Below are 25,782 nucleotides of genomic sequence, written 5' to 3' on the forward strand. Positions count from 1 at the left end.
TGATTGTAGGGTGCGTCAGGTGAGAATGTGGCGACGACAGACTAATAATTTTCCCCTGACGCACCTTATGATTAGTTAGTTACTATATATTTTAAGAGGGCTAAAGCCCAACAACATACCTCATCTTAAAAAGGGGTTGAAGGCGGGCGATAAAGTGGTTGTTGCTGGAGCGGGTTATCTTAAGGATGGCGATCGAATTAAGGTCAGCAGTCAGTAATTCAGTTGACAGTTGACAGTTGACAGTTGACAGTTGACAGTCATTATTTATTGTAGTCATTATTGATTGTAGGGTGCGTCAGGTGAGAATGTGGCGACGACAGACTAATAATTTTCCCCTGACGCACCTTATGATTAGTTAGTTACTATATATTTTAAGAGGGCTAAAGCCCAACAACATACCTCATCTTTCTGAGAACAGCTATAGATTTTTGGAGCGGGCAAGATGCCCACTCCACAATAATTTAAAGAAGAATAAGATTAGTTAGTTAGTTAGTTAGTAGATATTTGAAGCGGGCAAGATGCCCACTCCACAAGAATTTTAATAATAAAAACTATATTCCAATTCCCCATTCCCAATTCCCCATTCCCAATTCCCCATTCCCAATTCCCCATTCCCAATTCCCCATTCCAATTATGTCTTTTAATATTTCGGCTTGGTCGATCAAACAGCCTGTCCCGACGATTGTTTTATTCTTGATTTTGACAATCGGGGGATTAGTATCCTTTCCCGTTTTAGGTATTGATGATTCACCTAACATCGATGTGCCTTCAGTTTCCATATCTGTCAGCCAACCGGGGGCAGATCCAGCGGAACTTGAATCTCAAGTTACGAAAAAAGTAGAAGACGCAGTGGCAGGTTTGGGCAATATTGACCACATTATTTCTACTGTTAATGATGGTTCTTCTAATACGACAGTTAACTTTTTGTTGGGCACAAATAGCGATCGCGCTACGAATGATGTCAGAAATGCGATCGCCCAAATTCGCCAAAGCCTGCCCCAAGACATCAACGATCCAGTCGTCAAGCGGGTGGAATTTGCCGGTAGTTCCATTATGTCCTACGCCGTCGTTTCCGATCGCCAAACGGTAGAACAGCTAAGCGAATTAATCGACCAAAACATCAGCCGCGTCCTGTTGTCGGTCAAAGGTGTCGCTCAAGTGCAGCGCATTGGAGGCAGGGACAGGGATATTCGAGTCGATTTAAACCCCGAACAACTGCAAAGTTTGGGGATTACAGCTACCCAAGTTAACGACCAAATTCGCAATTTCAACATCAATCTGCCAGGGGGACGCACTGAAATTGGCAATTCCGAGCAAACAGTCCGCACCATCGGCAGTGCCAAAAATATCGAACAGTTGAAAGCTTATCAAATTACTTTGCCGAAAGGCGGTTTTGTGCCGCTTTCTAGCTTAGGAAAAGTTGAGGAAGGCTATGCAGAAGCGCGTCAGGGTGCGCGGCTCAATAACAAGCCTGTTGTAGCTTTTGCTATCCTCCGCAGCACCGGCAGCACTCTCGTGACTGTGGAAGAAGCGGTGCGGGCAACTGTTAAGAAAATGGAAAAAACTTTGCCGCCGGATGTCAAGCTGGAACTTATTTATACTTTAGCAGATCACATCCGAGATTCCTATGAAGCTTCTGTTGATGCTTTAGTTTTGGGGGCGGTTTTAGCGATTGTCACGATTTTTATATTTCTGCGGGATTGGCGGGCGACTTTGATTGCTGCTGTGGCGTTACCTCTGTCGGCAATTCCTACTTTTGCTGTGCTGAGGATGGTAGGATATACGCTTAATGGCATGACTTTGTTAGCGCTGTCGCTGGTGGTGGGTATATTAGTCGATGATGCGATCGTCGAAATTGAAAATATTGAAAGGCACGTCGGGATGGGGAAAACGGCTTATCAAGCTGCTTTGGATGCTTCTGCTGAAATTGGTTTAGCTGTCGTTGCTACCACGATGACGATTGTTTCGGTGTTTGCACCGGTGGCTTTTATGCCGGGAATTCCCGGTCAGTTTTTTCGACCTTTTGGCGTGACGGTTTCGGCTTCGGTGTTATTTTCGCTGTTAGTAGCCCGCACTGTAACTCCGATGATGGCGGCTTATTTGTTTAAGGATAGCGGACACGAGGCGGAACTCAAAAAAGACCAACTTTCCTATCAGTACCGCCGACTTTTGACTTGGGCGCTGAAGCATCGGGCGATCGTCCTAATCTTAGCTGTTGCTTTGTTTTTTGGCAGCGTTCAGTTAATACCTTTCATTCCGACTGGTTTTATCGATCGCGATGATACCGGACTTTCGACTGTTTCCATTGAATTGCCGCCCGGTTCCACCTTGTCACAGACAGATTTAGCAGTGCAGCAAGCAACTAAATTATTGCTCGCCCATCGGGCCGTAGAAAGCGTTTTGGAGACCGAAGGCGCTCCGACAGTATCCGGGGGCCCAGGTGGTGGTGGAGGGGGCGCTAGCGGCGTAAATACAGCCAGTCTATATGTGAAATTGAAACCCGCCGATAAGCGAATTAAGCAACAGAAGTTTGAGGAAGAAATGCGGCCGAAACTTGCCGATGTTCCCGGCGTGCGCCTGAGTTTTGCTCAAGGGCGCGTCGGCGGTAGGAAGCAAATGTCGATCGTCCTCAAGAGCGAAAATGCCGAAGCTTTAACCAAAACTGCGGAAACTCTGACGCAACAAATGAGGCAAGTTCCGGGACTGATTGAGGTACAATCTAGCGCGAGTTTAGTCAAGCCAGAAATTTTGGTAAAACCCGATCCTCTTCGGGCGGCGGATCAGGGTGTTTCGGTGCAGCAAATTGCTCGAACTGCTTCTTTGGCAACGATTGGAGATATTGATTCAAATCTTGCTAAATTTGATTTGCCCGATCGACAAATTCCGATTCATGTGATGTTAGCGCCGCAGTTTCGCAGCGATATCGAAACAATTAAGAATCTGCAAATACCGGGTAAAAATAATACTTTGGTACCGTTGAGGGCAGTGGCGGATATTGCTTTGGGTAGCGGGCCTTCTCAGATCGATCGCTATGACAGAGCTCGTCAAGTATCTGTAGAAGGCAATTTGTTGCAAGGTACGACTTTAGGAGAAGCTGTTGCTGCGGTGAAAAAATTGCCTGTAATGAATCCTTTACCCCCGGGAGTGGAACAGGAATCTTCGGGCGATGCAAAAGTTATGCAGGATATTTTCAGCGGTTTTGCGGGGGCCTTGGGAACGGCGGTACTGTTTATTTATGGTGTATTGGTGCTGTTGTTTGCCAATTTCTTGCATCCGATCACAATTATGGCGGCATTACCTTTATCTTTGGGTGGCGCGCTGTTGGGACTTTTGGTAGGACAAAAATCTCTCGGTTTGTACGCTTTGATTGGTGTAGTCTTGCTGATGGGAATTGTGACAAAGAATTCGATTTTGCTGGTTGATTACGCGATTATGAATCAGAAGGAAGGCGAACCGATGTATGAGGCGACACTAGATTCTGGTGTAGCGCGGTTGCGGCCGATTTTGATGACAACGATCGCCATGATAGCTGGGATGGTGCCGATCGCGCTGGGAATTGGCGCGGGATCTGGGGTGCGGAGTCCGATGGCGATGGCGGTAATTGGCGGTTTGATGACTTCTACGCTATTAACTTTGGTGGTAATTCCGGTGGTTTATACCTATATGGATGGTTTGCAAGTCTGGATTTTCGATCGGGTGCGGGGGAAGAAAAGAGGCCAAGGGCGATCGAATATCTCCGGGTAGGGAAACGGGTACTGCCGTCTCCTCCTGCGTCAGGAGACGGCTTTTGGAGTGTACGGTGCGTCAGATCTCAGGTTTGTCCGAAAAATTCCGGCTTTCTCAAGTGACGCACCCTCTTAATTTTGCCGCCATGGGCGATCGACAACACCCAAAAATTAATTTTCAAAATCATTGACTCAAAATCACAAAATCGTCGTATAATGTTTATCTAGTCATGGTTTACCGCAATCCCTAAAAAGTAAAAGCCAGTAAAACAGACTAAGCGCGGGCGTAATTCAGTGGTAGAATGTCAGCTTCCCATGTTGAACGTCGTGGGTTCGAGTCCCACCGTCCGCTTTGACTGAATTTTCACAAAACTATTGATTTATCAATAGTTTTATGGTTTATAAGACTCGTTGCTATGGTGTTTCTGAATTTTGCAGCTAACTATCGATCGGTCTTATGTGTTCTAAGAGTTTTTCATCAAAGTAGTTTTTGCGAATTTCTCCTTCTGAAGTATCGCACCAACCAGCGATTACAGCTAAACTAATACCTTTAAGTGCTTGCTCTGTAATAAACGTATCGCGACAGGAATAAGGAGTGCTATTGCGTTTGACAATGGGCTTTACCACTTTTTCCCAAGCGCGTTTTCGGAAATTATTCTGATTAACTGCTTTGCCTTCGGGAGACGGAAAAACTAGCGCTTTTGGGTCGGGATTTTCCGGGCGGATTGACATCAGCAAATGGCACAATTTTGCACCGCATGGAAAGGTACGGGGTTTGCGGAAATGGTGATTTTTAGAACCTTGTACCGCAATTGTTTTGCCATAATTCGTGACAATAGCTTGGTTAAAAATAACTTTTCCACAGTCAGGAGTTATCTGCCCCCAAGTGAGTCCAATTCCTTCACTAGGTCGGCAACCAGTATAAAGCCAAAATTTCACTAAAGGAGCATAGTGAGAATAAGCTATCCCCGAAAAGCCTCTGCCGTTCCAGTTGCCTTGATGTTCTTCAAAAGCCTTAATAATCCTTGCTTTTTCATCTGGCGTGAAAGCATTGGGCTGCGGGTCAATTTCCCAGTTATGTTTGGGTAACTCTTGTGCCATCCCTTCAAGGGGGGAAGTTTTAAGGCTAATCAAATTGAATTTAATTCCCCACTTAATAGCTGCGTTCAAGTGAGTAAGTACCCGCTTTGTCATGCTGTTTGTCGTATTTTTTAGCAACCATTGACATATTTCCAAAGCATTCTCATCAGAAATAATAGTATGAGGATAGCGGTCAATATAGACTTGAATACTTTTAATTAAGTAGTTAAAAGTGGTTTCTTTTAAGGTAGGTTTTTTGAATAGCAAGTACCGCTGGAACAAATCAGAAAATGTTATTTCAGCTTTGGGTTCGATCGACTCCACAACGGTTAAATAAGTCGGTGGCTTATATTTTTTAAGAGTGCTGTCAAACTCTTCAAACTTAATATCTGCCTCAATTATTTGTGCTTTAGCTTGAGCAAGTTCTCGGTTTTCGACCGTATCAGCCATATTCAGATAAATAAATTTTTGCTTGCCGTCAAACAGATGTATTGGCAGTTGCAGTCTCAGCCTTCCCTCGTTGGACTGCACCACTACAGTCCCATTTTGAGCTTTTTTGAGAAAATTTGCCATAAACCTTACCAGTTCAATGCCCCTAGTGTAATCATTTTGAACATAAGATGAATACAATATTTATATAATTAAATGTTACATATTATCACAGACTAGACTATTAGGGGGATTGAGTGCTATGATAAATAACCTTCCCATGCTGAACGTCGTGGGTTCGAGCCCCACCGCCCGCTTTAACTGAATTTTCATACTTGTATGAAAATTAATTAGTGCTATCAATTCGATCTATGGCTAATTTCTTAACCGCTGCATTATATAAATTCGTTGAACTATCCGATTTTGCTGAGCTGAAAGCACCGCTAATCGATTGTTGCAACAAAAACAACGTCAAAGGCACCATCTTGTTAGCAGCCGAAGGCATCAATGGTACGATCGCAGGTTCATCCGAGGGCGTGCGCGCAGTGCTCGCATTCTTGCGAAGTGACGCGCGTTTTGCTGATTTGGTTCACAAAGAATCTTTCTCAGAAAAAGCACCGTTTTACCGCCTGAAAATCCGCTTAAAACGCGAAATCGTCACCATGGGAATACCCGATATTAATCCATCTCTCATGGCTGGCAAATATGTCAAGCCCGATGAGTGGAATCAATTGCTTGACGATCCTGATGTTGTCGTAGTTGATGTGCGTAACGACTACGAAGTATCTATGGGTACTTTTGCAGGCGCTATCAATCCCAAAACCAAAAGCTTTTCCGAGTTACCTGAATGGGTGCAGCAAGAAACTGCTTTGCGCGATAAACCTAAGGTAGCAATGTTTTGCACCGGTGGCATTCGCTGCGAAAAATCTACTGCTTTTTTGCGATCGCAAGGTTTTCAGGAAGTCTATCATCTCGAAGGCGGAATTTTAAAATATTTGGAAACGGTTCCGGAAGCAGAAAGTCGTTGGGAAGGTGAATGTTTTGTCTTTGATGAACGGGTTTCTGTTGTTCACGATTTAAAACCTGGTAACTATGAACTTTGTCGCGGTTGTCGTCATCCGATTAGTGCGGAAGATAAGGCTTCGGAATTTTTTGTACTGGGCGTGAGTTGTCCTCATTGTCATGACTCGAAAACCGAAGCTAAAAAACAAGCTTTATTAGAGAGGCAGCATCAGATTGAGCTTGCTAAGCGTCGCAACCAAGTACATATTGGCGCGTGCTATGATGCTAAGGAAAAATTCGATCGCGCGATCGACTAAAAGGTATGTTGTTGGGCCCCGGCCCCAAGAGCGCTGAAGCGCAACTACGTACCAAGATAAGGTATGTTGTTGGGCCCCGGCCCCAAGAGCGCTGAAGCGCAACTACGTACCAAGAAAGGTATGTTGTTGGGCCCCGGCCCCAAGAGCGCTGAAGCGCAACTACGTACCAAGAAAGGTATGTTGTTGGGCCCCGGCCCTAAGAGCGCTGAAGCGCAACTACGTACCAAGAAAGGTATGTTGTTGGGATGCGAGCCCCAAGAGCGCTGAAGCGCAACTACGTACCAAGAAATGACTAATGACTAATGACAACTGACTGTATGTCACAAATATATCCAATTTTATATTCATTCCGCCGCTGTCCCTATGCTATGCGCGCCCGTTTGGCACTGATGGTTAGCAATCGCCCGTGTGAGTTGCGGGAAGTTGTTTTGCGAGACAAACCACAAGAAATGTTAGATATATCTCCGAAAGGTACAGTACCGATATTGATTGATGTTGGCGGCCGCGTACTCGATCAAAGTATTGATATCATGTTGTGGGCGCTGGAACAACACGATCCTGAAAAATGGTTGAGGCCACAGGAAGGTTCTGTTGCAGAAATGCTCGAACTTATTTCTCAATTTGATTATGGATTTAAATATCATCTCGATCGTTATAAATACCCCGAGCGTTATGCTGGTGTTGATGCCCGAGCACATCGGGATGAATGTGCTTTATATCTGGGGAAACTCAATGCTAAATTAATTAAGAATAAATATTTGTTTGGTAATAATGTAGCATTGGCTGATATGGCGATCGCACCTTTTGTCCGTCAATTCGCCCATACCGATAAAATTTGGTTCGAGGAACAGCCTTGGATTCCCCTACAAGCTTGGTTGACAGCCTTCACCGACTCGGAAATTTACGCTAGTGTGATGCAGAAATACCCGAAATGGGAATCGGGGAATGCAGCCGTTGTTTTTGGGCGATCGTAATTACTTATCAAGCCGTTTGTAGTGAGGACTTTAGTCCGCATCCAAGAGAGGACTAAAGTCGGAACGATCGAACATTGTGGTTTGTAGTGAGGACTTTAGTCCGCATCCAAGAGAGGACTAAAGTCGGAACGATCGAAGGTTGTGGTTTGTAGTGAGGACTTTAGTCCGCATCCAAGAGAGGACTAAAGTCGGAACGATCGAACATTGTGGTTTGTAGTGAGGACTTTAGTCCGCATCCAAGAGAGGACTAAAGTCGGAACGATCGAACATTGTGGTTTGTAGTGAGGACTTTAGTCCGCATCCAAGAGAGGACTAAAGTCGGAACGATCGAACATTGTGGTTTGTAGTGAGGACTTTAGTCCGCATCCAAGAGAGGACTTTAGTCGGAACGATCGAACATTGTGGTTTGTAGTGAGGACTTTAGTCCGCATCCAAGAGAGGACTAAAGTCCTTACTACAAACTAATGTTATTCTATTCCCTCAGGCGTTAGTGTATTCTAACAGATATTGTCAGGCTAAAATTATGATTGATGTTGGTTCATTAGTTCGATCGCCCAAAAACGATATGGGAATCGGAAAAGTTGTCGAGGTATCCCACCCAGACGCCATAGTTGAATATTTTTGCTCAGTAAAAAACCGCATCCGCAAAACTGTACCCCTCGCTTTGCTGCAAGAAGCCCGACTTCAGCGACAAACCCGCTGCTACCTCTGGAGTACAAGTCACGAGAGGTGGATAATTGGTCGAGTTTATGACTGGGATGAAGATAAACTAGAGTACGAAATCGATCTCCCCGACAGCCAAAGTTTGCAAGCTGTTGAATCCGAACTTTACGTTCGCTGCAATATCCCGATCGCCGATCCGATCGACATTTTAGCAGTCAAAGGTCAAGAAACCCCGTATTTTCACGATCGCCGCTTGGCTTTTGTGCAATCTGCGATCGAACAGCGCGCCGTCAGTCGCGGCATGACTGGCTTAATTTCTGCCAACATAGACCTGTACCCGCACCAAGTTGAAGTCGTGCGGCGCGTCCTAGAAGACCCAATCGTGCGCTATTTGTTGGCAGATGAAGCAGGACTGGGGAAAACAGTAGAAGCGGGAACAATTCTCCGCCAATTCTTGCTAGACGATGCTAACGGGCGCGCTGTGGTAATCGTTCCCAAATACCTGCTCGAACAGTGGCGGCAAGAGTTAGAAAATAAATTCTATTTGTCTCATTTTGCCGATCGAGTACAGCTTGTTTCGTTGAGCGAAATCAATCAAATTAGCCGCAATGCTAACCTAGATTTTCTGATTGTTGATGAAGCGCAAGAACTCGCAGCGATGGCTAATTCGATCGATCGCAACCAACAACAATCCTTTGAACTCTGCCAGAAACTAGCTCACAAAAGCAAAAACTTATTGTTATTATCTGCAACGCCAGTCATCGGCCGCGAGCAAGATTTTCTCACGATGCTGCACTTGCTAGACCCCACAACCTACCGTGTTGACGATTTAGAAAGTTTCAAAGCACAGGTGCAGAACCGTCAAGAAATCGGTCAAACTTTACTCGATTTCCGAGAGACAACACAGCCTGCGGTTTTGCAAACAAAACTTGCTCAACTTCGCACTCTTTTTGCTAAAGATGATTATTTGATCGGATTGACGAAGGAATTAGAAAAATGCTTGAAAACCCAAGAAGCCGAAGAAATATCTCGCCCGATCCGAACTATTCGCACCCACGTTAGAGATACCTACCGCCTGCACCGCCGCATTCTCCGCAACCGCCGGGATGCGGTGGAAGATGTGATTTTCGATCGCGATACAGTACCTAAAGCCGAGTACGATCTCAATGACGAACAGTGGTCTGAAATTCAAACTGTACTCGATAAATGGCGCGCTGCTGCTCCCAAATCTAGCGAATATCAGAGAATTTTTCTGCTGTTTTTCCGCGCTTCCGGTACTTGGTTGAATGTTTTGGAACGGGTTGTCAAAGCTCGCTTGCAGAAAAAATCCAGTCCAGAGCTCGATCGCGAATTCGGACAAAGCGACACCGCAATTTTGACCAAAACAGCGCCGTTTCCCGAAGAAAGGGAACTGCTGGAAACCTTGCTCAACACGGTGTCAAAGGTCGAGGAAGGATTCGATCGACCGGGTTTGTTACGAATCGCTATTTTGCGATTTCTCGCAGTTGCATTGAAGGTTCCGCGCGAATATCACAGCAATCCTCGCGATTTGCTATCGAGAATTCAGCAGCAAATTAAACGGCCGATTCCGGGCGAGCGTTTCCCGAAAATTGTGATTTTCACCAGTTTTACGGTAACTTGTCAAGAGATTGCCGAAAATTTAGCTAAAATCTTTGGTAAAAAGGCGATCGCCAGCCATGACACGAGCAAGTCTGCGGATGATGTGGAGGCGAGTCTCAAGCGATTTAAGACTGAACCGCATTGTTTTATCTTAGTGTGCGATCGATCGGCCCAAACAGGCGTCAACCTGCAATTTATAGATTGGTTAGTGCACTTCGATGTACCGTGGTTTCCCAACCAACTAGAACAAAGACTCAGCAGAGTCGATCGCATTGGTAGCAAAATGGGAGTGCAATTTTGTTTGTTTGCAGGCCCGGATATGCCCGACAGCCCCCACGAAGCTTGGTTTCAAGTCTTAAAAAACGGGTTTGATATCTTCAACAAATCTATTTCCAGCCTTCAGTTTTATGCCGAAACCAAACTGATTGCACTGGAAGAAAAGTTGTTTGCTGAAGGAGCGAAGGGCTTATCAAGCGAAATAGAATCGATTAAAACTGAAATCGAACAAGAGAAAATCAAAATCGACGAACAATACGCCCTCGATGAAATTGATATTCTTGATGACAGCGCATCTCAGTATTTTGAAGCCCTCGATAACTGCGACGCACGCCATAAAGAAATGCAGCGGGCGGCGGAAGGTTGGTTGTGTCAAGCCCTCCACTTCAAGCAAGTCGAACATTCCAGTATATCCGGGCTAGTCCGCTATCAACCTACTCAAAAAACCTTAATTCCCTCGAATGATTTGACAACTCGATTAGTTCCCTATTGTCAGCAGTACGGTAGCTACAATCGGCGCATTGCTCATCAAAATACCGATGTCGTTCTTTATCGAACTGGCGAGGGATTAATTGATGCACTGGGCGCTTATGTTCGCTGGGACGATCGGGGCCAAGCTTTTGCGATGTGGCGTCACGATGAAACTTGGGATGCTGCGGAGGGGAAGGAATGGTTCGGCTTTCAGTTTAATTATTCAATCCAGACTGATGTGCAGCCTGCTGCTCGAGTTTTGCAAGCACAAAACATCGAGAATTACAATTTAAAAGCTTTGCAGCGGCGCGCCGATGCTCTGTTTTTACCAACTTTTGAAACTGTGTATGTAGATGCTCGCAGCGAACAAATGTCTCTAGTAGAAGATGCGGAAGTTTTGGCAATATTGCAGCGCGGTTATAAGGGGAAAGGCGGCCCGAATCGAGATTACAATTTGTCTAAAAATCGCACGTCGCTGATAGACAATTTTGTGGATTCCCTGGATTGGGATGATTTTTGTCAGAAGGGGCGGGTGGTATCGGAGGAATTGCTGCGCGGGCGTGAAGCTTTTGTCGAAATGTGCAATAATTCTGCTACCAGTGCTGCAATTCAACTCAAAAATCGGGTGAATCAATTGCAATTACGTTTGAATCGACTTTCTAAATCGGAACAGCTTTTAGAATCAGTTTTGGCTGATGAAATTAGTACCGAAAGTTTGTTGAGTCAAGCGGTTTTAGCCGGAATTCGCCAACCGCACCTGACTCTTGAGTCAGTAGGATTTATTGTGATTTCTGGGCGCGCTCCTGTGAAATCCGAGGATGAGGGATAATTTAGCTATAATATCAAATCTGCTCTTAATCGGAATGATTAATCCCTCTCTTCTCTCCCTCTGTGTCCTCTGCGGCCTCTGTGGTTTAATCATTCCGGTAGAGCCAGATTCGATCTAAATTGAAAAGAACACGCAGTCTTTCCTCTACCATCATTAATGTTGTTGGAGAGACTGCACCTCCTCAAAAATAGCTCCCCGCTGCTGTAAATTCAGCTTGACATCATCCGCAAGTCCCGAGTTATTCCCAAACCTGGCCGACTTGACATTCGCACCGCTGAAATTAGCATTTGTTAAGTTAACTTCCAGTAGATTTGCGCGGCTCAAATCTGCACCGCTGAGGTTTGCTAAAGCCAGACTGGCGCGGTACAAATCTGCACCGCTCAAATCGGCATTTCCCAGGAAAGCACCGCTCAAATCTGCACCGCCAAATTTAGCATTTTGCAGGTTGGCGTCGCTAAAATCGGCATCGTTTAAGTTTGCACCCCGGAAATTTGCCGCCGGGAGATTTGCACTACTAAAATCCACTGCACTTAAACTCGTCCCCCGCAAGCTACCGCCCGCGAAATCCATTGCGGGATTGAGATTGGCGATTGTTGCCAGTTCTACAAAATCATCGGTTTCAGCAGCTATAATGCGATCGACCATTTCCTGCAATTCATCTTCAGCCTGCGCGATAATTTCCACCTCAGGCTGTTCCACCGCAGGCAAATTGTAGGACAATAGCGCCCAACTGAGAGCCGGTTGGAGCTTATTTGCTAAATATACAGTCAGGATTCTTTCTAAAACCGAATGTTGATTTGGCGTAATATCGTGCGGCCACAAACCCTCCGCATCTGTGAGATAAATATCTTCTTTCGCAACTTCAAAAGCCGCTGCAATCCGCAATGGTTGGGCGGAAAATTCTCCCAGTTTAACACTTTTTAGCAAACCTTTTAATATTGGTTTGCCCCGTTTTAATGAAAAAATCCAAGCGGGTTTTGTGTCGTCGCCGATTGTGGAAACATGACAAAAGGTGCAGTCAGTTTCCTGAATTTTTTCCGCCTTCTCGTTGTCTCCAACTTCCCGCTGACTTGCGGTTGACAAAACCTCTGTACTGCTGTCGGTGGGCGACAGCTCAAAATCACCGACTAACTGACGCGATGCTACCGGAATTTCGCAGTTTTCCAGATTTAGTTTGAGCGTTCCGCCTTGCAGACCAAATTTAACGCGGCCGCCCAGCAGCGGTTCCCAATGCTCGTTAAAATTGAGGCTCAAGTGAATGTCGAGCTGCTGGGTTTGGGCTGCAACTGATGGTACTGGAATTGCTTCTAGTTGCATCCACAAGCAATCTGGGTATTTGTTGTGAGACTCTAGCGATCGCATATCGGTAGAAGTGCTGGCTCTGCCAGACTGTGATGGAGATTTTGACGAGTGCTTTATTTTATTTTATCACTATTAAGCAAAACTATTTAGCAAAATTTTATCTTTGATGATTTTGATAATTTATAGCTTTTGTCAAAAAAATGAGGTATAATTGACTGCTCGTATAACCAAAGATAAGAGGGCTGAAGCCCAACAACGTACCTAATTTTTCTGACCCGCGATCGCTTTAGCTTAATCGGTTGGTAGTATTTCGTTTTTTACCCAATTCCGAAATGCTTGAACTAATTCTAAATAATCCATTGTTTCCGCCTGTTGCAAAAACCCGACAATTTCTAAAATATGTACAGTGGGAAATGCTAAACTGCGATCGCACAAAACGTATGCTCTGTTTTCTAATATATTGATAATCAAGCGTTCGCCGTTATAAATCCAAACTTCCGGCACGCCGACATCAGCATAAACTTGCAAGCTATTTTCCGAACAACTCGTGAGATCGAGTTCCACTACTAAATCCGGGGGCGGACTTTGATTCGTGTCAATTCTTTTTATTCCTTTAATTGCAGAGAAATTCTGGATGTAAAAACATTCATTGGGTTCTGCACTGCTGAGCTCTGGACGCTTAAAAGTTGTGGAACCGACGGCTGCAATGTTCAGTCCGAATTCTTCAGCTAGGGTTTCCACAAATCTGGCGATTATTGTTTTGTAAAATTGGTGTTGTGGTGAAGGTTCCAAAATCTCTAGATTGCCACCATTGTATTTCAGCCGAAGCGGCCGGTCAATGTATTCGGCAAGCAAGGTTTCGTAGGTTTGCCAACTGATGCCAGATAACTGGATATTTTGGGCTGGCGAGGTGAGATTTTCAGCGGTCATAGCGGTATTTTGCTGAGTAGTTAGATCGCACTTTTGGATTATACCATCAATCGGCGCGATGGCTGCGCCCCGGCTTATGCCTACATACTCCTCACCTTCACTCATCGATCTGTGCGGGAAATACCGCAGATAAATCGAGAGACAAATCTGGGAAACCTGGAATTACCACAAACTCATTCGGCAAAACCACTCGTTTGACTCGATAATCGAAACCACCTCTTTGTTTTTGATAAGGTTCGCTGTGCATTTCCAGTTGAATATCTACCAAATTAAATATCCAATAATCACAAATTCCCGATTCAGCATAGAGAGATAATTTGGTTTCCCTGTCGTATTTCAAAGTAGAATTAGAAACCTCAATTACCAACAAAATATCAGCAGATTGAGGGTGAGGAGATAAAGAATTGTCAGAACGGCGGGCAATAACTAGATCGGGTTCTGGTTCGCTCTCATCACACAAAATAATTGGTTCCTGTACGCGCAGGCGAGCACGTCTTGCCAGTAAAATGATTAACTCCTCAACTAAAAGAGTATTGCAAATAGAGTGAAGCCTACCTTTAGCAGCCATTTTGATAATTTCTCCGCGAATCAATTCAAATCGGTTATCGGACTCAAAAAAACCAAGTTCTGCCAAACGGTGATATTCGGCGATCGAGAATCGTTTTGCTGTTACGGCAGTCATATCTTTTATTCCCCTCTACAATTACCAACATTCCCATTTTACTCGAAAATCCCGCCCCGCGCCGTCAACTCAACTTTGACCGCTTCTGAAATCCCCAAACAACCAACAAACCTGGCATTCTCCACCACCACATTTTTTAAATCAGCGCGGCTCAAATCTGCACCGCATAACTTGGCACCGCTCAAATCAACACCGCTCAAGTCAGCATTTTTGAAATCAGTGTTTGTCAAATTTGTATTAACTAAAATTGCATTCGGTAAATAAGCACTGCTCAAATTAGCTCCGGTTAAATTTGCACCGGTTAAATTTGCCCTCGGCAACTTGGTTCGCAAATCTGCACCGCTCAAATTGGCGCTGCTGAGTTCAGCATCCCGCAAATTAGCATTGCACAAAGTAGCATCAATTAAAATAGCAGAACTCAGCAAAGCACCGCTGAGATCCGCCAAGGTCAAATCTGCACCTTGGAGGTTGGTCTCGCGCAAATCTGCACCGTTTAAATCAGCGTAGTTCAAGTCAAAATTCCTTAAATCAGCTCCGGCAAAATCTTCGATGGGATTCAAACCAACTGTTTCTGCAAGTTGGACAAAATCCTGATGTTTATCGGTTAAAAATAGTTCCCGCACGATCGCCAATTGCTGCTGTCGGTACTCGTCGGCTTTCTCGTAATCGGCTAAATATTTGTAAGCCAGCTTCAAACTCTTGAGAGCACTGCGCTCAACGCGATCGTCCTTCTGGGCGCGCGCGATCGACAATTGCTGCTGATAACAGTCGATCGCACCGGGCAAATTTCCATTAGCATCGCAAGCCAGGGCCAAATTGCCCAAAGCTTCCAACTCTCCGCGAAAATCGTCAGTCTCTCGCGCGATCGCCAAACGCTGCTGCTGGTAATCCATAGCACCCGCAAAATCCTCAAGGGCACAGCAAGCATTGCCCAGATTTCCCAAAGCATTTGCCTCGCCCCGGCGATCGCCAATTTCCCGCGCTAACACCAAATGCTGTTGATAACAGTCGATCGCGCGATCGTAATTCAAGAGTGCCTCGTAAGCCACGCCCATATTACCCAATGCCGCACCCGATCGGCGCTTATCGTCCATTGAGCGATACAGCGTCAGGGCTTCCTGCCAAGAATCCAGCGCCTCCTCAAATTGGTGCGCCTGATATTGCAAAATCCCTTGCTTGATTAGCTCGCTAGCTTCTTCGCTCATACTATGCAAATTACTTAATAACTCAAATTGATAGTAATCGACTTCCAGCGGTAATTGCTAATGGGTAATTGCTAATTGCTAATGGGTAATTGCTAATCGGCAATCGGCAATCAGCAATCAGTATGACCAACTCTCGCCATTCTCCCCCTCTCCCATTCTCCCCCTCTCCCCCTCTCCCATTCTCCCCATTCAGACAAAAAAAAAGGAGAGTCACCTCAGTAACTCTCCTGACCATCAGGGTGCATCTTTTTAACATGATATAACATCTTGAGAATGAGGGGCGAAGCCCAGTTTGTCAGGCTTTGATGAAAAAGTATAGCTGGCGCAACGATTTAAACCTTGCGGGCTGAAGATTGGCAGTTGCTTCAGGTATCTTCCTTCGTGACAAGCGTCCTCCCGGTTCCACAATTCGGGATTCTTCCAAGCAGAAACCGCTCATCAGTATTTTCACGTCCGTGTCCCACAAAAAAAAGACAAAAAAAAGAGAGAGCTACGGAAGTAACTCTCCTTGCCATCAGGGTGCATCTACATAACAGACTATAACACATTAGGCATGAGGGGTAATACCCCCAAATATTAAGATATTGTCAAGAAATATAGAATTAATTGTAAAGTTACCATGAAGCGCTTCGGGCGATCGCGCGGCTGACTCAGAAAAAACCGATCGCCCGCTACTCTATCCGCTACACGATACCACGATTGAAACCTTCCAGAAACCGCTCATCCGTATTTTCACGTCCGTGTCCCACAAAAAAAAGACAAAAAAAAGAGAGAGCTACGAAAGTAACTCTCTTTGCCATCAGGGTGCATCTACATAACACAATATAACACGACGGGACTGAGGGGTGACACCCCAAATGTGAAGATATTGTCAAGAAATGTATACTTAATTGTAAAGTTACCATGAAGCGGGAAGAACGGGATCGGGAAAAACCGATCGCCCGCCACTCTATCGGCTACACATCATGATTGAAACCTTCCAGAAACCGCTCATCCGTATTTTCACGTCCGTGTCCCACAAAAAAAAGACAAAAAAAAGAGAGAGCTACGAAAGTAACTCTCTTTGCCATCAGGGTGCATCTACATAACACAATATAACACGACAGGACTGAGGGGTGATACCCCCCAAATGTGAAGATATTGTCAAGAAATGTATACTTAATTGTAAATTTACCATGAAGCGGGAAGGACGGGATCAGGAAAAACCGATTGCCCGCCACTCTATCCGCTACACGACACCCTTAATGGCTGCTTAGGCTGGGCTGTTAAGCTTGGCTGCCAGCAACTCATTGGTCAATTTGGGATCGGCCCGGCCGCCTGTCTCTTTCATCACCTTGCCGACGAAAAAGCCCAGCAGCTTAGTTTTGCCAGCCCGGTACTGTTCGAGCTCCTTGGGATTGGCGGCCAACACGGCATCGATCGCGCGATCGATCGCCCCTGTATCAGAAATTTGAATCAAACCCTTGCTTTCAACCAACTTCTGAGGCGAACCGCCGTTTGCTAGTAACTCCGGCAAAATATCCTTAGCGATTTTGCCGCTGATCGTGCCAGCATCAATTAGCCCCAGCAATTCGGCCAAATCCTGCGGTTGGAAAGGAATTTCTGCGATCGCCAGTTTCTCATTTTTCAGATAAGCAGTGATATCGCCCATCACCCAATTCGCAGCTTGTTTAGCCACAGCACCGGCGGCGATCGACTTTTCAAAATACTCAGCCACCGCTTTGTCGTCAGTCAAAACCCGCGCGTCGTAGGGAGAAAGACCTAGTTGAGTTTCGTAGCGGTATCGTTTTTCTGCTGGCAATTCCGGCAGTTGAGCTTTCCAATCGTGGAGTTGATCTGCCGAAACCTCGATCGGAGGCAAATCCGGTTCCGGGAAATAGCGGTAATCGCTCGCACCTTCCTTAACCCGCATACTGAAAGTACACTGCTTGTTTTCATCCCAAAGCCGGGTTTCTTGGACGATCGTTTCGCCATTCTCGATCGCTTGAATTTGCCGCTCGATCTCGTAATCGATCGCCCGTTCGATCGCATTAAAAGAGTTCATATTTTTAATTTCCACCTTCGTGCCGAACTCTTTTCTGCCAACGGGGCGCACCGAAATATTCACGTCGCACCGCAGGGAACCTTCCTGCATATTCCCGTCGCCGACACCGATATAACGCACGATCCGGCGCAATTCTTGACCGTACTCAGCAGCTTCCGCGCCCGTTCGCAAATCCGGTTCCGAAACAATTTCGATTAAAGGCACGCCGGCGCGGTTGTAATCTACCATTGAATAAGTAGAACCACTGAGGCGATCGCTACCGCCGTGAACCAATTTGCCTGCATCTTCCTCCATGTGCAAGCGAGTGATGCCGATTTTTTTTCTATTAGAATTGCCCGTCTCGTCCACCAGTTCAATTTCTAGCCAACCGTTAGTAGCGATCGGCAAATCGAACTGAGAAATTTGATAATTTTTTGGCAAATCGGGATAGAAATATTGCTTGCGGTCAAACTTACTGTAAGGTGCGATTTCGCAGTTAAGAGCTAGCCCTGCTTTCACTGCATACTCCAGCACTTTTTGATTTAAGACTGGCAACACTCCAGGCATTCCCATACAAATGGGGTCAATGTTAGTATTTGGAGCATTGCCAAATTCCGTAGAAGAACTGGAGAAAATTTTAGTATTCGTACTCAATTGACAGTGAGTTTCGAGACCGATAACAGCTTCGTACTGAGTTTGGTTTTTTATCGAAGAGGGTGCAGCAGCAGTCATAAGCGACCAAATAAAGACTGAATAACTTTAAGATTATATTTTAGCTGTTTATTGACGAAACCGCCTTGAGATTATTGGTCGGGCGGTGACGGTTCTTACTTCGCACCGGCAGAGTTCGCAAACAAGATCGATCGACCATTTGGGCCGCTGGTGGCTAATAATTCACTTTCCTGGGTTAGTTTTCGCCCGCCGGACTCGTCTTGCTGGCGATCGGCACACCCAATGCTCTACTGCGGATGCGCGATCGGCTCGCGCACAGCTCTGCCTCAGTATTATTTCGATCGCCTAAAACCACAATCCTGTGCAAAAATATACAGAGCAGAGTGCGCCCGTACTTGGGTGAGGAAAGTTTTGGGGCGATCGATCGCAAGTGCCGATCTGCACGCTAAACCTATACCTGCCCTCTTTAACGCTCTTTCGTCACTCTCGTCATATAAAAACCTGGAACTTTTACACCGAGAGACTTTCCCCTTTTGAGCTTGAGGTATGGGTTCCTATCAGTTTGCGATCGCCAGATTGCCCATTGAGTATAAGTTTCATCAGTTGGCTGCAATTTTTATTTTTCTGGAGTGACAAAAGAGCGTTAATAGCACCGCCGCCACTCAAAATCGGCGCCACGCACAAATTAAAAATTAAAAGTGTATAATTTAAACAATAAACTACACATTTTAAATTTTTAAATTTTAATTTAAAAGTCTCAACGTAACACTTGCTTAACTGTCAAAAATATGGCTGAAATTCCAGTGGAAAGTGCCTCACTATTTCAGAACAGAATCACTGAGCTAGAGCAGGCGGAATCAGCCCTCGAACTCGCTTGGAACGAACTCGAAAAACAAACAGCAGAAACCATTGCTCAGATAGCCAAAGCCGGCGTAGCAAACGCACAGGAAATCAGCGAGCGCTTTGTCGCAGCAAAGGAACTCCGCCAGCAACTTCAAACCAAAATAAAACAAGCCAACTCGCAGCGGGAATTTCACCTAGAAAACTCGCCAATGGCAGTTATAGAGTGGGATAGCGAACTGCGGGCAGTGCGGTGGTCGCCAATGGCCGAACAAATATTTGGCTGGAGTGCAGCAGAAATAATCGGCCAATACTGGCACGAATGCTCAATAATTTATCCAGAAGACTTCGAGCAAGTCAGCGCTGCGGCAAATCAAATGTTTTACAGCAGAGAACCCCGCAACGTTTGCCGCAAACGCAACTCTACCAAAGATGGCTCGGTAATTTACTGCGAGTGGTACAATTCTGCACTGCTCGATGCAGAAGGAAAATTAGTTTCAATTCTGTCTTTTGCCAGAGACATCACCGAACAGCACCGCACTCAAGAACAACTTCGCCAGCGCCAACAGGCCTTCAGCGCCCTAGCGGAAAATGCTACCGATATCATAGCGCGGTTCGATCGAAAATTCCGCCACATTTACATCAACCACGCAGTAGAATCAGCAACCGGAAAACCCCCCGCAGAATTTATTGGCAAAAGCAACATAGAATTAGGAATGTCCCCCCACATTTGCAACCTGTGGGACGAAGCGTGTGTCAAAGTTTGTCGCACCGGCAAACAAGAAACCATCGAATTTGACTTTCCCACTCCCGATGGGACAAAATACTATCAAAGTCTAGTAATTCCCGAATTTGCTGAGGACAATTCAGTAGAAACAGTTTTAAGCATCACCCGGGACATCACAGAAATCAAACAAGTCGAAGCTCAGTTGCGTCAAAGCGAAGCTAGGTTTAGGCGCGTAGTTGACTCTAATATTATCGGCATATTTTTTTGGGAAATTAACGGTCAGATTACCGACGCAAATCAGGCTTTTTTAAACCTAGTAAAATACACAAGACACGATTTGCTTGAAAAAAAAATTAGCTGGCTAAAAATGACACCGCCAAAGTACCGCAGCCTAGACGAACAAAAACTTGCAGAAATGACAGTTACCACCACAGCTATTCCCTATGAAAAAGAATACATCTGCTCGGACGGCAGCCGCGTTCCGGTGCTGCTAGGCGCTGCATTTTTAGAAGGAAGCCAGGAAGTTGGGGTGAGTTTTGTGCTGGATTTGACACAGCGCAAACAAGCTGAATTAGATCTGCAAAAACAGCAACAACTTTTAGAAAGCATTGTTACAACCCTCCCGAACTTTCTGTACATTTACGACACAGAAGCACAGGAAAATATCTATGCCAATGCAGCCGTCACAGCCATCCTGGGCTACACTCCCCAAGAAATGCAAGAGTTGGGTACAGAAGCTATTTCTACCTTAGTTCACCCCGAGGATCTGCACAAGTTAAGTGCAAGTATGCAGTTGCTGACAAACAGCACCAACCCTCACGCTACAAGTGACACTGACTACAGAATCAAACACAAAAATGGGGAATGGCGCTGGGTGCACGATCGATCGACAATTTTCAAAAGAACCCCAGGGGGACAAATTCAGCAAATTATCGGTTCGATACTCGACATCAGCGATGCCGTGGTGGCAGCTACGCAACGCAAACAAGCCGAAGAATCCTTAAAAGAGCAAAACGAAGTGCTGCAAACAATCTTCGACAACGTGCCAGTCATGCTATCATTCTTGGGACATAGCGGTGAAATAGAGTGGGTAAACCGCTACTGGGAAAAAGTGCTGGGCTGGAGTTTTGCAGAACTCAAAAACTACGATATCTTTGCCGAATGCTACCCGCAGGCAGAATACCGCCAATACGTTTTGGATGAAATCCAAGCAGCAACTGAGAACTGGAAAGACTTCAAAACAACAGTTAGAGACGGGCGAATAATTGACACTACTTGGGCAAATATTCGTCTCTCCGACGGCCGACACATCGGCATCGGTCAAGATATCAGCGATCGCAAACGAGCCGAAGCAGAACTCAAACAGCTCTACGAAACTTTAGAAGCTCAAGTCGCCCAGCGTACCGCCGAACTTGAGACTTTTTTTGATGCTTTACCCGATCGCATTTTTGTTGTAGAAAGCGAAGAGATGCGTCAGGTTTTTGTCAATAAATCTTTGGCAAAAATGGCAGGGTTCAACAGCCGAAAAGAAATGCAAGGAAAAACCGTGTCTGAGTGTTTTTCCCCTGAAGTTGCCACAAAATTTGTGCGTGAAAACTTGCTGGTATTTGAATCAGGTGAAACTCTACACTTGCAAGAAAAATTTGTATTGTCCGGCGATACTGTTTACTTCGACACTTTTAAAATTCCTCTCAGGAATCTCGATGGCGAGGTTTATGCTTTAATTGGCACTTCTCGCGATATTACTGAGTTGGTTGAGACAAAACAAGCTTTGTCGCAACGCACTGAGCAATTAGAGGCTGCCAATCAAGAATTAGAATCTTTTTGCTATTCTGTTTCCCACGATCTCCGCGCTCCTTTACGCCATATTTCAGGTTTTGTTAATGCTTTGAAACAACGCTTAGAATCAACTGAAATCTTGAACGATCCTAAAATCGTTCACTACATGGAAGTGATTGATGACAGCAGCCAAAAAATGAGTTTGTTGATTGACGGTTTACTCGCTCTTTCGCGGGTGGGCCGCACCGAGTTAGTGCAAATTCCGATCGATCTCACCCGCCTGGTGCAAACTGCGATTAAATTGACTAAACCCCGAACAGCCGGAGATCTGGCCCCAACTCCCGACAGCGTTGAATTTGCCGTCGGAGATTTGCCGACGGTGATGGGAGATCCCACCTTGCTGCAACAGGTGTTCAGCAACTTGATTAGCAACGCCGTTAAGTTCAGCCGCGGACGCACTCCGGCTACAATAGTTATTGATTCCTTACCTGATGGAACAATTTTTGTCAAAGATAACGGCGTGGGTTTTCCGATGGAATATGCCGATCGACTTTTTGGAGCCTTTGTGAGGCTGCACTCCCAGAGAGAATTTGAAGGTACGGGGATCGGTTTGGCGATCGTCCAGCGGATTATTCACCGCCACGGCGGGACGATTTGGGGCACGAGTTCACCTAGTCAAGGAGCCACGTTTTACTTTAAACTAGGGCAAACAATCTCAAACAGTAATCTAGATTCTTAAATTATCCTCTTTGTCAGGTAAATTAGGTGATCCTGGGCATTGGCCTGCACAGGGCATTGGTGCTTCCTTTTCTTCCTCCGAACTCCTAAGCGCGTAGCTCCCTTCAAAAGAAAACCGCCATAGTAGTTTTGAATTCAGAATTTAAAACTATTATACAGTTTAATAACTCACAGTCCGTGCGACTACCCCTCGCTTGCAAGTTCTAAATAATGTTTCAAGAATATAGCTATTTATGCTAAAAATCCCGAGTTAAAATCAAGGAAACTAAATCTAAAAGTGACATTTATCAAAACACGAACAACAAATTTAATACTCCACAATACCGTATGTTAGATAGAACTCAAACAAACTATTTACTAAAAATAGTATCAGAATCAACGTTAAAATTGTTGATAGTCGAAGACATGGCAGAAGATCTGGAATTAATAGTGCTCGCGTTAGAAGCGGGGGGAGTAAATTTTAACTACGATACTGCCGAAACAGCAACAGAGTGCAGACAACTGCTCCACAATTGCAAGTACGACGCTGTGCTGTCAGATTACCGCCTCCCTGGGTTTAACGGTTTAGAAGTGTTGAAATTAATGCAGGAATTAGGGCAAGAAATACCATTTATTTTAGTAACGGGAAGTTTGGGAGAAGAAGCGGCAGTTGAGTGCATCAAAGCCGGCATGAACGATTTTGTATTAAAAGGGCGGCTGTTTAGGCTGCCAACAGTATTAGAACGATCGCTCCAAGAATACAAAATGCGCCGCCAGCAACAATTCGCGATCGCCCAAATTCAGCGGCAAGCGACTCGTGAGGCGATCGTCAACCGCATCATCCAAGCCATGCGCGAAACCCTGGTACTCGACGAAGTGCTGCAAACTACCGCAGATCAACTGCACGAATCTCTCGAAATCAGCGGCTGCGCGATCTTGCAGCCAGATGCTGAAGGCAGAATTATAGTTCGCTATATCAGCAAAGCGGCAGAGAAACAAGGACTCATCGGAATAAATTGCGTATTTGCCCAACACTACCAAACCTCCCTCGCGTCAGGAGAAGCCGTCGTCATCGAAGAGTTATCGGGCCTGTGTCCGTCCCTGCAAGCATCAGCAGAGTTTGTAGGGTTTCGCACCGTCACGATCGCACCGCTGCTTTACCATCAGTCATTTTTGGGAGGAATTAGCATCTATCAGTGCGATCGCGATCGCTATTGGAGCGCCGAAGAACTGTCGCTACTCAAAGCGATCGCAGATCAATGTGCGATCGCGATCCACCAAGCCGAACTCTACCAACAAGCCCAAACCGAACTCGCAGAACGCAAACGCGCTGAAGCCGAAGTCCGCGGCATCCAGCAACAGCTAGCCACAATGGCAGCCAACATTCCCGGTTCAGTCTACCGCGCCGTGCTGCATCCAGACGGCACAACCTCCATGCCCTACATTAGTCCGGGGGTGCGCGAACTTACTGGGATCGGGCCAGAAGAAGCAATGGCGTACCCTGAACTGTTGACCAAAATCATCCATCCCGATGACAAAAGTTCCTATGACAGCAGCGTAGCAGCATCGAGTGCCAGTCTGTTGCCCTGCGATCGCCAGTACCGGATCCTGTTGAATTCAGGCCAAGTCAAGTGGGTGCAAGACAGCGCCAGATTTTCCAAAAACAAAAACGGGGACATCATTATAGACGGAGTAGTCCTCGATATCAGCGATCGGAAACAGGCAGAATCAGCCCTCAGACAAAGCGAACAGCGATTTCGATCGCTGATTGAAAACGCCACAGACATCACGATCATTCTCGACGCCGAGGGCATATTCCGCTACATCAGCCCTTCCGTCAAGCGAATTTTAGGCTACGCGCCCCACCAGGCGATCGGGCGCAGCGCCCTAGGGACTGTTCATCCCGACGACTGCGCGGCGATCGCCCAAACCCTCCACAAAGCCATTGAAAACCCCAAAACAAGCCAGTGTCCCCTGGAGTATAGAGTGCTCCACCGCAACGGTTCCTGGTGTTATGTAGAAGCTGTAGCCACCAATTTACTCCACGATCCGGCAGTCAAGGGCATCGTGATCAACTGCCACGACATCACTCAGCGCAAACTCGCCGAAGCGCAATTGCTGCACGACGCTTTTCACGATGCCCTTACCGGATTGCCCAACCGATCGCTATTTACCGATCGGCTGGAACACTCTTTGATGCTGGCAAAACGGCGCAAAGACTATATGTTTGCAGTGCTATTTCTCGATTTAGATCGATTTAAAGTAGTCAACGATTCCCTCGGCCATGCGATCGGCGATCAACTGCTAGTGGCGATCGCGCAGCGTCTCACAGCTTGTCTCAGAGTCGGAGATACAGTGGCCCGCCTCGGAGGAGACGAATTTGTGCTGTTGCTAGAAGACATCGACGGCGTAAATGAAGCTACCAACATAGTCAATCGATTGCAAAAGACAATCACCTCCCCCATCATGCTAGACGGACACGAAGTCTTTATCACCGCCAGCATCGGCATTGCATTGAGCTCCGGCGAATACGAGGAACCGACAAGCCTCCTGCGCGATGCTGACACCGCCATGTACCGCGCCAAAGAACTCGGCAGAGCCCGACACGAAGTTTTCAATAGTTCTATGCACGCCCACGCTTTGAAGCTGTTGCAGCTAGAAAATGACCTGCGACGGGCGATCGAATCAATTAGAGACCCCGCTAGAGAAGAAGACTCTGTGCAATCAGCCCGATCGGGCTTACCTCCCTTATCCCTAACACCCCAGTTTATCATTCACTACCAGCCGATTATGTCGATCGCCAATAACATAATTATCGGTTTTGAGGCCCTGGTGCGGTGGCAGCATCCAGAACGAGGCTTAGTTTCGCCCAACGAATTTATTCCCATAGCCGAAGAAACAGGAGTGATCGTACCGCTGGGCCGCTGGGTACTCCGCACAGCTTGCCAGCAAATCCGCCAGTGGCAGCAGCTATTTCAAAGCAACCCGCCCTTAAGCGTCAGCGTCAACCTGTCAGTCAAACAGTTTTCTCAGCCAGATTTAATCGAATATATCGATCGAGTTCTCGAAGAAAGTCACCTCGACGGCAACAGTTTAAAGCTAGAAATTACCGAAAGCGTACTCATAGAAAATTCCGAATCAGTCACAGCCATGCTGGTGCAGCTTAGAGCCCGAAACATACACCTGTGCATCGACGACTTCGGCACCGGCTATTCATCACTCTCCTACCTGCACCGCTTCCCCACCAATACCTTAAAAATAGACCGATCCTTTGTCAGCAGGATGGGAGGCGACTTCGACCTCGGCAAAGGAGGCATTGACCCCACAGAAATTGTGCGATCGATCGTGACTTTATCCCACAATTTAGGAATGGATGTAGTAGCAGAAGGAGTCGAAGAAGCCTCCCAACTATCGATACTCAAAGGATTAAAATGCGAGTTCGCCCAAGGATTCTTTTTCTCAAAGCCAGTAGACTCTCAAACAGCAGCAGTCTTAATCCAGCAGCAAGCACAAAATTAG

General features: G+C 46.1%; 15 protein-coding genes and 1 tRNA gene. 7 read left to right on the top strand and 9 right to left on the bottom strand.

What is annotated here, in order from left to right; all coding sequences use genetic code 11:
- Positions 1-100: 100 nt before the first annotated feature.
- Together QZ918_RS13325 and QZ918_RS13330 are read right to left on the bottom strand one after the other, a co-directional pair.
- A complete protein-coding gene (locus QZ918_RS13325; protein WP_293335765.1) occupies positions 101-277 on the bottom strand; it encodes a hypothetical protein in 177 nt (58 codons plus the stop codon).
- Between the two features lie 274 nt (positions 278-551).
- Entirely contained in the window at positions 552-758 is a 207-nt protein-coding gene (locus QZ918_RS13330; protein ID WP_293335874.1) for a hypothetical protein, read from the bottom strand.
- On the opposite strand from QZ918_RS13330, the gene QZ918_RS13335 reads away from it, so the two are divergent.
- Positions 700-3,744, top strand: a complete 3,045-nt coding sequence (locus QZ918_RS13335) for an efflux RND transporter permease subunit (protein WP_293335868.1) — start codon at positions 700-702, stop codon at positions 3,742-3,744. The two genes, QZ918_RS13330 and QZ918_RS13335, sit on opposite strands and share 59 nt — an antisense overlap.
- Positions 3,745-4,005: 261 nt before the next feature.
- Positions 4,006-4,077 (top strand) — tRNA-Gly (locus QZ918_RS13340).
- A gap of 86 nt (positions 4,078-4,163) precedes the next feature.
- Here QZ918_RS13340 and QZ918_RS13345 read toward each other — a convergent pair.
- A complete protein-coding gene (locus tag QZ918_RS13345) occupies positions 4,164-5,378 on the bottom strand; it encodes a tyrosine-type recombinase/integrase (protein ID WP_293335768.1) in 1,215 nt (404 codons plus the stop codon).
- 227 nt (positions 5,379-5,605) lie between these two features.
- Between QZ918_RS13345 and trhO the strand changes: the two genes are divergently transcribed.
- From trhO to dpdE, 3 genes are all read left to right on the top strand, one after another.
- Positions 5,606-6,553 (top strand): oxygen-dependent tRNA uridine(34) hydroxylase TrhO, encoded by a 948-nt coding sequence (gene trhO, locus QZ918_RS13350; RefSeq protein WP_293335771.1) that lies wholly within the window; start codon positions 5,606-5,608, stop codon positions 6,551-6,553.
- 302 nt (positions 6,554-6,855) lie between these two features.
- Entirely contained in the window at positions 6,856-7,527 is a 672-nt protein-coding gene (locus QZ918_RS13355) for a glutathione S-transferase (protein WP_293335774.1), read from the top strand.
- Between the two features lie 523 nt (positions 7,528-8,050).
- A complete protein-coding gene (gene dpdE / locus QZ918_RS13360; protein ID WP_293335777.1) occupies positions 8,051-11,386 on the top strand; it encodes a protein DpdE in 3,336 nt (1,111 codons plus the stop codon).
- Between the two features lie 153 nt (positions 11,387-11,539).
- Here dpdE and QZ918_RS13365 read toward each other — a convergent pair whose 3' ends face one another.
- The 6 genes from QZ918_RS13365 to QZ918_RS13390 all read right to left on the bottom strand — a co-directional run bounded on the left by QZ918_RS13365 (position 11,540) and on the right by QZ918_RS13390 (position 18,630).
- On the bottom strand, positions 11,540-12,748 hold the full coding sequence (locus tag QZ918_RS13365) for a pentapeptide repeat-containing protein (RefSeq protein WP_293335780.1): 1,209 nt from the start codon (positions 12,746-12,748) through the stop codon (positions 11,540-11,542).
- 231 nt (positions 12,749-12,979) lie between these two features.
- Positions 12,980-13,723, bottom strand: coding sequence for a Uma2 family endonuclease (locus tag QZ918_RS13370; protein ID WP_293335783.1), 744 nt, complete (start codon positions 13,721-13,723; stop codon positions 12,980-12,982).
- Complete coding sequence (locus tag QZ918_RS13375) at positions 13,716-14,300, bottom strand: Uma2 family endonuclease (RefSeq protein ID WP_293151946.1); 585 nt, start codon at positions 14,298-14,300, stop codon at positions 13,716-13,718. The genes QZ918_RS13370 and QZ918_RS13375 overlap by 8 nt, the downstream gene beginning before the upstream one ends.
- Before the next feature lie 38 nt (positions 14,301-14,338).
- On the bottom strand, positions 14,339-15,505 hold the full coding sequence (locus QZ918_RS13380; RefSeq protein WP_293335786.1) for a pentapeptide repeat-containing protein: 1,167 nt from the start codon (positions 15,503-15,505) through the stop codon (positions 14,339-14,341).
- 1,252 nt (positions 15,506-16,757) lie between these two features.
- Complete coding sequence (gene gatB, locus QZ918_RS13385) at positions 16,758-18,260, bottom strand: Asp-tRNA(Asn)/Glu-tRNA(Gln) amidotransferase subunit GatB (RefSeq protein ID WP_293335789.1); 1,503 nt, start codon at positions 18,258-18,260, stop codon at positions 16,758-16,760.
- 175 nt (positions 18,261-18,435) lie between these two features.
- The gene (locus tag QZ918_RS13390) at positions 18,436-18,630 is read right to left on the bottom strand and encodes a hypothetical protein (protein ID WP_293335792.1); all 195 of its coding nucleotides are present in this window, start codon (positions 18,628-18,630) and stop codon (positions 18,436-18,438) included.
- A 358-nt stretch (positions 18,631-18,988) separates the two neighbouring features.
- Between QZ918_RS13390 and QZ918_RS13395 the strand changes: the two genes are divergently transcribed.
- Together QZ918_RS13395 and QZ918_RS13400 are read left to right on the top strand one after the other, a co-directional pair.
- Positions 18,989-22,285 (top strand): PAS domain-containing sensor histidine kinase, encoded by a 3,297-nt coding sequence (locus QZ918_RS13395; RefSeq protein ID WP_293335794.1) that lies wholly within the window; start codon positions 18,989-18,991, stop codon positions 22,283-22,285.
- Positions 22,286-22,611: 326 nt separating this feature from the next.
- Positions 22,612-25,782, top strand: a complete 3,171-nt coding sequence (locus QZ918_RS13400) for an EAL domain-containing protein (protein ID WP_293335797.1) — start codon at positions 22,612-22,614, stop codon at positions 25,780-25,782.

The sequence above is a fragment of the Microcoleus sp. CAWBG58 genome (assembly GCF_020883045.1).
Classification (GTDB): domain Bacteria; phylum Cyanobacteriota; class Cyanobacteriia; order Cyanobacteriales; family Microcoleaceae; genus Microcoleus.